This is a genomic window from Rhodococcus daqingensis (assembly GCF_042665615.1).
Classification (GTDB): Bacteria; Actinomycetota; Actinomycetes; order Mycobacteriales; family Mycobacteriaceae; genus Rhodococcus_G; species Rhodococcus_G daqingensis.
Window position 1 is genome coordinate 38,895 of sequence record NZ_JBHTCS010000017.1, and the last position, 12,659, is coordinate 51,553.

Consider the following 12,659-nt stretch of genomic DNA (forward strand, 5'->3'; position numbering starts at 1 on the left):
GCCTAGCCCTGCCCGATCAGCTCGACGGACTGCTCGCGCATCTCGATCTTGCGCACCTTGCCGGTCACCGTCATCGGGAACTCGTCCACCACATGGACGTACTTCGGGATCTTGTAGTGCGCCAGCTTGCCCGTGCAGTAGGCCCGCACCGAGTCCGCGTCCAGTTCCGGCGCGCCCTCGCGCATCCGGATCCACACCATCAGCTCCTCCCCGTACTTCGCATCCGGCACACCGATCACCTGCGCGTCGAGGATGTCGGGGTGCGAGTAGAGGAACTCCTCGATCTCCCGCGGGTAGATGTTCTCCCCGCCGCGAATCACCATGTCCTTGATCCGGCCCGTGATCGCGACGTACCCGTCCGCGTCCATCACCCCGATGTCGCCGGTGTGCATCCACCGCGCCGTGTCGATCGCCTCGGACGTCTTCTCCGGGTTCTCCCAATACCCCAACATCACCGAGTACCCGCGCGTGCACAGCTCGCCCGGCTCCCCGCGCGGCACCGTCAGCCCGGTCGCCGGGTCGACGATCTTCACCTCGAGATGCGGGCCCACCCGCCCGACGGTGGACACCCGCTGCTCGATGCTGTCGTCGGAGCGCGTCTGCAGCGACACCGGCGAGGTCTCGGTCATGCCGTAACAGATCGACACCTCCGCCATCCCCATCCGCTCGATCACCTGCTTCATCACCTCCACCGGGCACGGCGAGCCGGCCATGATCCCGGTCCGCAGGCTGGAGAGGTCGTAGCTGTCGAAGTCCGGGTCGGCGAGCTCGGCGATGAACATCGTCGGCACCCCGTACAGCGAGGTGCACCGCTCGGCCTGCACGGCCTCGAGGGTGGCCTTCGGATCGAACGCGGGGCCCGGGATCACCATGGTCGCGCCGTGGCTGGTGCACGCGAGGTTGCCCATCACCATCCCGAAGCAGTGGTAGAACGGCACCGGGATGCACACCCGATCCTGCTCGGTGTAATGGCACAACTCGCCGACGAAGTACCCGTTGTTGAGGATGTTGTGGTGACTGAGCGTCGCCCCCTTCGGGAAACCCGTTGTGCCCGAGGTGTACTGGATGTTGATCGGGTCGTCCGCCGAGAGCTTCGATTGCGCCGTCGCCAGCACCGACGGGTCCGCCGACTGGGCCGCGGTCCCATCCGCGACCAGCGCCTGCCAGTCGGCACCGCCGAGCAGGATCACCGATTCCAGGTCGGCGCACCGCGGCCGGACCTCCTCGATCATCGCCGCATAGTCCGAGGACTTGAAGCTCGGCGCGGCCACCAGCATCCGGATGCCCGCCTGCTCGAGCACGTACTGCAATTCGTGCGAGCGGTAGGCGGGGTTGATGTTGACCAGGATCGCCCCGATCTTCGCGGTCGCGAACTGGATCAAAGTCCACTCCGGACAGTTCGGCGCCCAGATGCCCACCCGGTCGCCCAGCCCGATCCCGCGCCGCAGCAGACCCGCCGCGACACCGTTCACGTCGGCGGCGAGCTCGGCATAGGTCCATCGCCTGCCCGAGGGCCGGTCCACCAGCGCGTCGCGGCCGCCGTGGGCCGCGACCGTCCGATCGAAGTTGTCCCCGATGGTGTCGCCCAGCATGGGGGCGTCCCAGACTCCCGAGGCGTAGCTGGGCAGTGCGGTGCTCATGTGTTTCCTCTCCTTGGCGCCGGTGAGCGCCTCCGGGAGGACTCGCCGTGGCGAGCCCTCCCGTGGTCGAACCTACTCGTACCGATGTGACCTACGACATAGTCAATGGTCCGGGGTGGCCGTAACTGTCCAAGGTCCGGACACCCCGCCCGCGGGTGCCTAGAGCGCGTGGTCCTTGGTCTCGACCAGGGCCTTGGTGCAGAAGAAGCTCAGCACCGACAGTCCGGCCAGCATGAGCCCGATCGCGAAGCTGCCGTAGGTGGAGGCGAGCGGCGCGGCGATCAGCGGCGGGATCGCGCCACCGAGCACACCCGCCAGGTTGTAGCCCAGGCCCGCTCCGGTGTAGCGGTACTGCGTCTGGAACATCTCGGGCAGCAGCGCACCGCAGGGCCCGTACGCGATTCCGAAGATGGCGAGCGTGCCGAACATCCCGATCACGAACGCGACGGGCGACCCGGTGTCGAGGATCGGGAACAGGGCCAGCGCCCAGACCAGCGCGGCGACGCAGGACGCCATGATCACCTTGCGGCGGCCGATCCGGTCCGAGTAGAGCGCGGAGACGATGATCGCGATGCCGAAGACGACGGCGGAGGCGATGCCGACCATCAACACGAACGGCCGGCTGAAGCCGAGCGTCTTGGTCCCGTAGCTGGTGAGGAAGGCGGTGCCGAGGTAGAAGAAGGCGAACAGGGTGGCCAGGGCGCCCGCGGAGAGCAGGATCTCCTTGCGCTGGTAACGCCAGGCGTCGAGGAACGGCAGGGTCCGGGGCGCGGCGTCCGGCCCGTCGAGTGCGCGCTGCGCCTGGTTGGCGCGGAACACCGGGGTCTCCTCGATGGCGAGGCGCATGTACAGGCCGATGCCGACCAGGACGATGGAGAACAGGAACGGCACGCGCCAGCCCCAGTTGAGGAAGGTCTCGTTCGAGTCGCCGAGCACCGCGCCGGTGATGAGAAAGGTGCTGCTGGAGAGGACGAAGGCGATGGCGGGGCCGAGCTGCGGGAACATCGCGTACAGGCCGCGTTTGCCCGGCGGTGCGTATTCGGCCGTCAACAGGGTCGCGCCCGCCCATTCGCCGCCGACCGCGAAGCCCTGCCCGAAGCGGAGCAGCACGAGGATCAAGGGGGCCGCGACCCCGATCGTGGAGGCGCTCGGCAGCAATCCGATGAGCAGCGTCGAGATGCCCATCAGGAGCAGCGTCGAGATCAGGGTCTTCTTGCGCCCGATCCGGTCACCGTAGTGGCCGAAGAGCATCGCGCCCACGGGGCGGGCGATGAACGCGACGGCGAAGGTCGCGAAGGACGCGACGGTGCCTGCCGTCGATCCCAACGCGGGGAAGAACACCTTCGGGAACACCAGCGCCGCGGCCGTCCCGTAGATGAAGAAGTCGTAGAACTCGATGGTGGTGCCGATGCAACTCGCGGTGGCCACTCGGCGCACGCTCGTGCGGGTCGGCGGCGGGGCGATCGCGGCGTCGGCGGGCGGCGACACTGTCGTCATGGGTTCCTCTTCTCGCGCCGTATGACGCCCGGGTCGGGCGCCAGTGACTGCGAGGAAAGGTAGTGATGCGGCTCACGTGACGACTACCCCCGAAAGGGGGGTGGGGTGACCTGGGTCACCCGGGCATGGCCACCATGGCGCAGTCGATGGACCTGGCCAACTGCTCGAGCGGCACGCCGTCACGAGCCTGGACGGACAGGCCGTAGAGGACCGTGGTGAAGAAGCCGGCCAGGGCGACCGTGTCGACTCCCGCGGGTAGGTCGCCTTCGGCCACACCGCGATCGAGGCGGCCGCGGATGGCCTCTGCGGTCTCACGGCGCATCTCGATCAGGAAGTCGCGGATGCCGACGTTGCGGTTGGCGTACGTGGAACCGGCCAGCACCACCATGCAGCCGTGCGGCGTGCCCGCGGCGGTATAGGCCTCGGCGTTGTCGCGCAGCATGGCCTCGATGCTCGCGCGAGCCGTCTCCCCCTCACGCAGAGCGCGTTCGGTGTGCCCGCCGTCGGTCTGCCCGTACAGCCCGACAGCCGCCCGGAACAGGGCCTCCTTGCCTCCGAACGCGGCGTACAGGCTCGGCGAGTTGATGCCCATCGCGCCCGTGAGGTCACTCATGGACGCACCTTCGTAACCGTGCTCCCAGAAGACCTCCATCGCACGGCGCAGCGCGAGCGATCGATCGAAGGCTCGGGGGCGGCCCCGCTCGGCCATCGCGGCCCCTTTCTGTGTCGATCGTTAAATATACCCCTTGACGCGGCGAGCCCGATGGTCTTAGCTATTTATGTATCGATTGACACAGAAAGGCGAGGAGGGCCGATGTCGGGTTTGACGGGCAAGGTGGCGCTGGTGACCGGGGCGAGCCGAGGGATCGGAGCGGGAATCGCCCGACACCTGGCCGCGGCCGGGGCGGATGTCGCGATCACCTACCGGAGCGCCGAGGTACACGCGAAGTCCGTGGTCGCCGAGCTCGAGGCACTCGGGGTCCGGGCGATCGCCATCCAGGCCGACAGCGCGGATGCCGAAGCGGTGATCGCGGCCGTGGATCGAACCGCGGCCGAACTGGGCGGACTGGATGTGCTGGTGAACAACGCGGGCATCTTCCCCGCCAAGCCGTTCGAGGAGTTCACCGTCGAGGAGGTCGACCGGGCGCTGAACGTGCACGCGCGCGCGGCGTTCGTCGGCGCACAGGCGGCGGTCGCGCACATGAGCGACGGCGGGCGGATCATCAGCATCGGCACGAACCTGTCCGAGCACGCACCGTTCGGTGGACTGTCGCTGTACAACCTGAGCAAGTCCGCCCTCAACGGATTCACCAAAGCCCTGGCGCGCGAACTGGGGCCGCGCGGCATCACGGTGAACCTGGTACAGCCGGGGTCTACGGACACGGAGATGAACCCGGCCGACGACTCCAACGCGGCCATGCAGGTCGACCTCACCGCACTCGGCCGATTCGGCAGTGTCGACGACGTCGCCGCCACGGTGGCGTTCCTCGCCGGCGATACGGGCCGCAGCATCACCGGCTCGATCTTCACCGTCGACAGCGGCACCAACGCCTGACCATCGGCGGCGACGCACACCGCCGGATCGACTCGACTGCTCGAACTGCACGCCCCGCACCCGCGCGCTCGCGGGGCGTGCAGAACAGATCCGGTGCGCGTTGGGGCTGCTAGCGGCCTGCAGCGCTGAGGATCTCCCGGCGCAGCTCCGACCACACCACCGCGCAGACGACTCCCGAAAGGGGGTGGGGCGACCTGGGTCACCCCACCCGCCCTCAGTCCTTCGGGATCGCGATCGCGAGCACCGCGCCGAGCAGGGCCGCACCTCCCGCCACCGCAAACGCGACGGTGAAGCCGGACGAGCTGTACACCGGGCCGAACTCTCCCATGGACAGCAGGTGTTGCCCGAGCACGGCGAAGCCGATCGTGGAGAGCAGGCCACCCGACAGCGCCTGCGCCATGCCGGTGAAGTTGGCACCGACGGCCCGCTGCTCCTCGGGGAGCCCGCGCATGACCAGGTTCGGGATCGCGGCGTAGATCATCGACCCGAAGCCGATGATCGCGTATGCGAGCACCACCGTCGAGGCCGCACTGGGCACCGTCGCCAGCAGCAGGGCCCCGACCCCGATCAGCACGGCACCGATGATCAGCTGCCGGCGGAAACCGATGCTGGTGGCGGTGGCACCGACGAACACGCCGCCGAGCACGATCAGTGTGCCTCCCGGCAACAGCCACCACGCCATCTCGGTGACCGACAGGCCGAAACCGTAGCCCGTGACGCCGGGTGGGGCCTGCAGCAGCATCGGCAGCATGCTGGCGATCAATGTCGTTGCGCCGTAGGCGATTCCACCGGCCAACAGCACCATGCCGACCTTGCGGTTCGCGATGGTGTCGATGCCGATCAGCGGATCAGCGGTGCGCCGCTCCCAGCACACCCATGCGACCAGCGCAGCCGCCGCGATGCCGAAGCAGCCCACCGTACGCGGATCGGCCCAGCCCCAGCCGCCGCCCTGCGACAGCCCGAGCATGAGCAGGAACAGGCCGAGGGTGAGCAGTGCCGCACCCGGCCAGTCCACCGACCCCGACGCCCGGATCGGGGTCTCGGGCACGAACAGCAGGGTCAGGATCCCGCCGAGCGCGCAGAGCGCGAACGAGAACCAGAAGACCGCCCCGACGCCGGTGTGGTCGATGAGCAGACCCGACACCAGCGGCGCGATGACCGTGACGACCCCGACCCCGGTGTTGGCCAGGCTGATCGCCATCGGCTGCATCCGCGCCGGAAAGACGTCACGGATGAGCGAGTACCCGAGCGCCGCGAAGGCGAATCCAACACCGGACAGGAACCGCCCGATGATCAGGATTGGGAAGGTCGGTGCCATCGCCGAGATGAGGGCACCGAGGCTCGCGATGGCTGCGGTCACGACCAGGATCCGCTTCTTGCCGTATAGGTCGGCGAGCTTGCCGAGGATCGGCGAGGAGATGGCCGCGGCCAGGGTCAGGGCGGTCATCACCCAGACGACCTGCGCGGTCTGGTACTTCTCGGCGATCTTCGGTAGCGCGGGAGTGAACAGCGCGAATGCCAGTGCCGCCTGCTCGGTGAGCAGCAGCAGGATGACGAGAACACCGACCCAGTGCCGGGTCGTGCGCTCGGTCGTCGGGAACCCCGCGGTACGGACGGACGTGGACAAAGTCGGTCACCACCTTCAGAGACGAAAACCACTGCAGCGTGGTCGAATTCACCGAAGGTAACCGTCGCTACACCTGCCGGGAAGCCGGTTCCCGTCCAGCGGACACGCCGGTCCTGTGCTGCCGACCGGCGGACGACAAACGGCACATCCGCCCGGTTCCGGGCGCGGGGCCCGGCACACGGGTGAATGTGCCGTTCGTTCGATTGGATCGACTGAACGCTTCCGTTCACTCGAAGAGGGCTACGAGGTGAAGGCCGCCAGCGGTTCGCTGCCGGACCAGTCGTGGCCCCAGTAGCTGTCCGCGGTGATCTCCTCCGCGGTGTAGTAGGCCTCGTCGACCGGCATGCCCTCGGTACCGAACTCGAGGTCCCAGCCACCGGGCGCCCGCACATAGAACGAGACCATCTTGTCGTTCGTGTGCCGGCCCAGGGTCGAGGAAATCGAGAAGCCGAGTCCCCGAACACGATCCAGTGCCTGGCCGACGGAGTCCAGGGTGTCGACCTCCGTCATCAGGTGCACCATGCCGGGCTCGTCGGTCGGCGGCGCCGGGCACAGCGCAAGGCTGTGGTGGCGCCGGTTGACGCCCATGAACCGGACCCGGCGGGCGGGACCGGGACCCTCGAGCCGGATCGCGCCGCGCGGCAGGAAGCCGAGCACCTCGGTATAGAAGGCGTACGACTCGTCGAACGTCGCCGTCGGGAGCACGACGTGACCGAGCCCCTGGTCGCCGGTCACCCAGTGCCCGCCGTGCGGGGTGACGACCGGGCTGTGGTCAAGCACCGGCCCGAAGAACACCTCGACGTGGGTACCGGCCGGATCGTCGAACGCGATCACCTGCTCGGCGTCGCGGTAGGAGGACTCCTCGTCGGAGAGCACCTCGACCGCGATGCCCGCCTTCTCGACGGCCTCACGGACCCGCTGCACGGCGAACTGGTCCCGCACCTCCCACCCGACGGCCAGTGCCTTGTCGGACTCCCCCGGCAGGACGATCAGGCGGGCGCGCCGCTCGTCCACCCGCAGGTACAGGCCGTCCGGTTCCGGCCCCGAGCCGACCGCCATGCCGAGGCCGTCGACGACGAGTTCGCGCCATCGAGCCAGATCCTGAGTCTGAATCCTGAGATAACCGAGACCCCGAATTTCCGTCATGTCCTCTACCAATCCTTTGTCGTGCCGAATCTTCGGCTAGATCATCGAGCGGTGGACGCCCTGCGGCTCGCCGCCGAGCTGGGTCAGCGCCGACGCGTGGAAGATCGAGCCCGGCACATGGATCGCGTGCGACAGGCCGACGTGCGCGTCGCGCCAGAAGCGCTGCAGTGGGGTGTTCAGGTGCATCGCGCCACCGCCGGACCGGGCGAAGATCTCGTCCACCGCGCGGACCGCGCGCCACGCCGCCGCGGTCTGCGTGCGACGGCCGATGGCCCGCTCCTCGAACGTGACCTCCTGGCCCTTCTCCGTCTTGTCCCAGAACCTGTCGACGGTCTCCAGCAGCGCCGCCCGCGAGGCCGCGATCTCCGCCGCGGCCTCACCGATCGCGTAGAGGACGTAGGGGTCGTCCTTGATCGGGATGCCGGTGACGGCGACCCGTTCCTTCTGCGCGGCGATGTGGCAGGCCAGCGCGCCCTCCGCCATGCCGATCAGGGAGGAGGTGATGCCGAGCGGGAAGATGCACGAGAACGGGAACTTGTACAGCGTTTCAGTGCGCCCGGCGTGCTGCCACGCGTTGCCACCGAGCACGATGTCCGCGTCGATGGTGCGGTAGGTCGGGATGAACGCGTCCTTGATGATCAGGTCCTTCGAACCCGTGCCGCGCAGCCCGACGACGTTCCACGAATCCGGGTCGATCTCGTAGTCCGACCGCGGCAGCAGCACGTGCAGAACCTGCGGCGGGTTGAGCGCGTTGCCGTCCTGATCACCGAGCGCGGCACCGATCATGATCCAGCCGCAGTGGTCGGTGCCGGATGAGAAGGACCACTTCCCGTTGAGGATGTAGCCGCCGTCGACGGGCTTGGCGACACCCATCGGCGCGTACGGCGACGCCATCCACATGTCGTTGTCCTCGCCCCAGATCTCGTCCTGGGCCTTCTTGTCGAAGAACGCGAGCTCCCACGGGTGCACGCCGACGATGCCGGCGACCCAGCCGGCGGCTCCGTCGAGGGCGCCGATGGCCATCGTGGTTTCGGCGAATTCGCGCGGATGCACCTCAAGTCCGCCGTACTCCTTGGGCTGCAGCATCCGGATCACGCCGGAGTCCTGCAGGATCTTGGCCGAGGTGTCCGACAGCCGCATGAGCTGGTCACCCTCGGGGCCCTGCGCGCGGATCTCCTCCGCGTGCGCCATGATGTGGTCGAGTACCTGTCCCATTGATTCCTCACATTCCTGTACTGAAAAACTCTTGTGGTCCGAACAGTTTTCGACGGTTTACGTGCGCGTCAGAAAGGCGAGGACTGCGCTGACCCATGCGTCCCGGGCTTCGATCATGGTCCAGTGCCCGCAGTTGGGAAAAACGTTCAGTTCGGCGTTCGGAATGTCGCGCATCGGCAGCATCGCCATGTCGACGGGAGTGACCCTGTCGTCGCGACCCCAGGTCAGCCACCGGGTGCCCGTCGCCCGGATCGCTGACGCCGAATCCGGGGAATTCCAGTACCAAGCAACGGAAGTGCTCGGCGAACTCGCCGAGCACGCCGCGGTAGTTGCGCCAGCCGGTCACGCCGGGTCCCGACCCGTGCAGCAACAGCAGCGGCGGACCGTCGCCGACCTCGTGGTAGCGCAGCACGCCCCGATCTGTGGCCAGTTCGCGCTGGGATTCCTCGTAGTTCACGTCAATCATTCGTCCGCCTCAGGTTGCCTGTCGGCGTCGAACCCGCCGTACCCGCGAACGGTAACCAGCGGCGATACGTGTCGACAGGACCCTCCCGGTCAACGGAAATCCTGTGATCACCTTCTCCGCCGGGCCCCGAAACGGCAGTGTCGGGAATCGAATCCGACTCCGGCTGGGCGGGAAACCCGATGTGCGCGCGGGTGCGCCGCGGCTACCAATGACCTCGACCTGTGCGGCCGGGCAGGTCCGGCCGCACCCCCCGCGAACAGAGAGGGCACCGTGACTGCCCAGACCATGACCGAGGTGGAGCAGCGACTCCTCGCACTCGAAAAGCACGTCGGATTCCTCACCGACCACATCGAGATCATGCAGCTGATCTACTCCTACGGCCCGGCCGTGGACACCTGCAGCGCGGAGGCGGTGTCCGGGATCTGGACCGACGACGGTGTGTACGACGTGGATACCGGCCGACTGGAGGGGCACGCGGAGATCGAGGCCATGGTCGACTCGGACATGCACACTGGCTTCGTCCGCGGCGGCTGCGGGCACGTGAGCGGGCCCGCACACATCCACATCACCGGTGACGCCGCCGTGGCCACGCTCTATTCACAGCTGATCACCAAACATCCGAGCGCGGAGGGATTCACCGTCAGTCGGCTGAGCGCGAACCGCTGGGAACTCGCCAGGACCGGCAACGGCTGGCGGGTGACGATGCGAACCAATCGTCTCCTCGACGGCACCGAGGAGGGGCGAGACGTACTGGCCGTGGGCATCGCGGCGGCGAACGTCCGTTAGAACCCAACCACGCCGGCCCGGTGGCCCACCCTGAATCAGGGTGGGCCACTTTTGATTTCGGATTGTCTCGTATTGCGAGACCCAAACGGATCCGTGTTCCGATGAGCTGGACAACGCATACGGACCACTTCCGCACACGTCTGTAATGAGCGTCACATTTCACCGATTCATGGCGCTCAGGGAGGCACACAGATGTCAGTGCACATACAGGCCGAAGCCACCGAGGCGAGCGACGACGGCTGGTCACCCAGGCTGGTCATGTCGTTGATCTCGATGGCGCTGGTACTCGAGATCATGTCGATCAGTTTCTTCCTGGTCACCACCGCGTTCAAACCGATCGGCGAGCATTTCCAGACCGATCAACTCGCCTGGGTGATGTCTACATGGCTGCTGGTGGCCGCGATCGCGTGCCCGTTGGCCGGCAAACTTGCTGACATATACGGCAAACGCAAACTGTTCCTCATCTCGCTCGGATTGGGCATCGCCGGTGCGGTTCTCTCGGCGGTCGCCCCCAGCTTCGCGCTGTTCCTCGTCGGGCGCGCGCTCTTCGGTTGCCTCATCGCGTGCATGTTCCTCGCCTACTCGCTGATGCGCGACGTCTTCCCACCGTCGACCCTGGGGCTGTCGGTTTCCATCACGGCGGCCGGCATGGGATTGATGTCCGTGCCGGCACCATTCCTGACGGGATGGCTCCTCGACACCTGGTCGTTCCGGGCGATCTTCTGGTTCTTCGCGATCGTTCTCGTCGCCATGATCCCCATCATCGTCACCACCACGCCTGAATCCCCGGTGCGCACTCCCGCCCGGGTCGACGTGCTCGGCGCGATCCTGCTCGGCGGCGGTCTCGCCTCGGTGCTCATCGGCGTCAGCTTCGGCCCCACCTGGGGATGGGGTGAAACCAGCACGCTGGGCTACCTCATCGGCGGTGTCGCCCTCCTCGCTGCGTGGGTCGCGACGAGCCTGCGCGCCAAGGAACCCCTCATCGATCTGCGCTTCTTCCGCCACGGGCCGATGTTCCGCATCTGCCTGGGGGCCGGACTCGGCTACGGCACGATGTCGCTGTACACCATCATGCTGCCGATCATGTGCATGACGCCCGCCGCGCTCGCGCTCGGCTATGGTTTCGGCGTCGACGCAAAGCAATTCGCCATCCTGCAGGCCCCGATCGGCCTCGGGAGCGTCATCGGCGGACTAGGTGTCGGCCGGGCAATCCGTACGATGCGCCCATCGGCCACGATGATCATCGGCATGGGACTGATGCTCGCCGGCTCCGCGCTCACCGCGTTCTCCCACACAGATAAGGCACTGCTGGTCATCTGGGTGCTCCTCTTCGGGCTGGGCATGGGCGCCTTCACCGCCTCGATTCCCAACCTCGTCATCGCGTCGGTCCCGGCGACGGTGCAGGCGTCGATGTCGAGCATGGTCCAGACCTCGCAGACCCTCATAGCATCGATCTTCCCGGTGGCAGCGTTCGCAATCCTCAATTCCTACGTCGCCACCGTCGTCGACGGTTACGCCTTCTACACGGGCGGCGGCATCTCGCTGTCGTTCCTCATCGCGGCGGCCGGTTCGGCGCTGTCGATCCTCGTCGTCGCGGGCCTGCTGCGACGGCGAACTCGAGAAACGACGGACGGGCACGCGCCGACCACGCCGGCAGTGGCGGTCAATGCCTGATCCGAGCCGCACGAGAGGACGCCAGGCTGCGAGGTTCGCAGCCTGGCGTTCTCGCGTTCGAGCCACACACACCATCCGACCTGGGGTGATGACGCGGCCCACTCCACAACGTGACCACCGTCACCATCGCTGATATAGTCGCCGAACAATTGATTGATCGCTTGCTCAATGGATGTTCAGGGGCAATCCCCCTGGAACGACTCGGACCCGTGGAGGACAAGAAGATGTCGGGCGATGAAAACTCTCCGGTCGCGGTGATCGACCGCGTCTCGATCCTGCTAGAAGCCTTCAGCGACTCCGAGCGCCTCACCCTGTCGGAGCTGTCGCGGCGCACCGGCTTCCCGCGCTCGTCCACCCACCGGATGCTCGTGCAACTCGTGCGCCTGCAGTGGATCCGGCGGTGCGGCCAGGCCTACGAGCTCGGCAGGAAGATGTTCGAGCTCGGTTCACTCGCGCTGCATCACGACGGCCTGCACCGCGCCGCGCTGCCGATCATGCACCAGTTGCACGCGACCACAGGTCTGGTCGTGCACCTCGGTGTCCTCGTGGGCGACGATGTGCTCTATCTGGAGAAGATCGGTAGCCGCTTCACCATGGCTCTGCCGTCCCGCGTCGGCGGGCGGCAGCCGGCCACCTGCACCGCAATCGGCAAGGCAATGCTCGCCAGTACCGGGGCCGACCCCGTGGCGTCGATCTCCGCCCGCGCCGGATCGCCAACGTCGCATAGCATCTCGGATCCCGAGCAGCTCCGCCGCGAGCTGGCCGGTATCCGGGAGCGCAGCGTCGCACACGACCGCGACGAGGCCGTCCTCGGTGTGTCCTGCGTGGCCGCCGCCATCGGGGACGGGCAGACGACGGTCGGCGCGATCTCGGTGTGCGGGCCGACCGACAAGATCAACACCTCGGCGCTGGTGGCACCGGTGCGGATGGGTGCCCTCGCGACCTCGCGGAGGATCACCGAGCAGCGTGTGCCACGCGAGATCCCGGCCTGACACGGCCGCAACTCGGTCCACACAAGGGCATCCCAGATACAGAAACAGATGTGCCCCCTAC

At 67.4% G+C, this 12,659-nt stretch carries 10 protein-coding genes and 1 pseudogene; 4 read left to right on the forward strand and 7 right to left on the reverse strand.

Annotated elements, in window-relative coordinates; translation table 11 throughout:
- Positions 1-2: 2 nt before the first annotated feature.
- The 3 genes from ACFQS9_RS14270 to ACFQS9_RS14280 all read right to left on the reverse strand — a co-directional run bounded on the left by ACFQS9_RS14270 (position 3) and on the right by ACFQS9_RS14280 (position 3,846).
- Positions 3-1,640, reverse strand: coding sequence for an AMP-binding protein (locus ACFQS9_RS14270; RefSeq protein ID WP_378405728.1), 1,638 nt, complete (start codon positions 1,638-1,640; stop codon positions 3-5).
- A gap of 159 nt (positions 1,641-1,799) precedes the next feature.
- Positions 1,800-3,137 (reverse strand): MFS transporter, encoded by a 1,338-nt coding sequence (locus tag ACFQS9_RS14275; RefSeq protein ID WP_378405730.1) that lies wholly within the window; start codon positions 3,135-3,137, stop codon positions 1,800-1,802.
- A gap of 115 nt (positions 3,138-3,252) precedes the next feature.
- The gene (locus tag ACFQS9_RS14280; protein WP_378405732.1) at positions 3,253-3,846 is read right to left on the reverse strand and encodes a TetR/AcrR family transcriptional regulator; all 594 of its coding nucleotides are present in this window, start codon (positions 3,844-3,846) and stop codon (positions 3,253-3,255) included.
- Positions 3,847-3,951: 105 nt separating this feature from the next.
- Here ACFQS9_RS14280 and ACFQS9_RS14285 point away from each other — a divergent pair, with 105 nt between their 5' ends.
- Positions 3,952-4,692, forward strand: coding sequence for an SDR family NAD(P)-dependent oxidoreductase (locus ACFQS9_RS14285; RefSeq protein WP_378405735.1), 741 nt, complete (start codon positions 3,952-3,954; stop codon positions 4,690-4,692).
- Positions 4,693-4,906: 214 nt separating this feature from the next.
- Here the strand turns inward: ACFQS9_RS14285 and ACFQS9_RS14290 are convergent, their stop codons facing one another.
- From ACFQS9_RS14290 to ACFQS9_RS14305, 4 genes and pseudogenes are all read right to left on the reverse strand, one after another.
- Entirely contained in the window at positions 4,907-6,319 is a 1,413-nt protein-coding gene (locus ACFQS9_RS14290; protein WP_378405737.1) for an MFS transporter, read from the reverse strand.
- 240 nt (positions 6,320-6,559) lie between these two features.
- Positions 6,560-7,465 (reverse strand): biphenyl-2,3-diol 1,2-dioxygenase, encoded by a 906-nt coding sequence (gene bphC / locus ACFQS9_RS14295; protein WP_378405739.1) that lies wholly within the window; start codon positions 7,463-7,465, stop codon positions 6,560-6,562.
- A 36-nt stretch (positions 7,466-7,501) separates the two neighbouring features.
- Positions 7,502-8,680 carry an acyl-CoA dehydrogenase family protein gene (locus tag ACFQS9_RS14300; RefSeq protein WP_378405741.1) on the reverse strand — a complete coding sequence of 393 codons (1,179 nt, stop codon included), beginning with the start codon at positions 8,678-8,680 and terminating at the stop codon, positions 7,502-7,504.
- A gap of 57 nt (positions 8,681-8,737) precedes the next feature.
- A pseudogene (locus ACFQS9_RS14305) lies at positions 8,738-9,146 on the reverse strand (alpha/beta fold hydrolase).
- Positions 9,147-9,416: 270 nt separating this feature from the next.
- Here ACFQS9_RS14305 and ACFQS9_RS14310 point away from each other — a divergent pair.
- The 3 genes from ACFQS9_RS14310 (at position 9,417) to ACFQS9_RS14320 (ending at position 12,598) form a co-directional block, all read left to right on the forward strand.
- Entirely contained in the window at positions 9,417-9,932 is a 516-nt protein-coding gene (locus ACFQS9_RS14310) for a nuclear transport factor 2 family protein (protein WP_378405743.1), read from the forward strand.
- Between the two features lie 192 nt (positions 9,933-10,124).
- Positions 10,125-11,606, forward strand: a complete 1,482-nt coding sequence (locus ACFQS9_RS14315) for an MFS transporter (RefSeq protein WP_378405745.1) — start codon at positions 10,125-10,127, stop codon at positions 11,604-11,606.
- A 224-nt stretch (positions 11,607-11,830) separates the two neighbouring features.
- Positions 11,831-12,598 (forward strand): IclR family transcriptional regulator, encoded by a 768-nt coding sequence (locus ACFQS9_RS14320; protein ID WP_378405747.1) that lies wholly within the window; start codon positions 11,831-11,833, stop codon positions 12,596-12,598.
- Positions 12,599-12,659 lie beyond the last annotated feature (61 nt).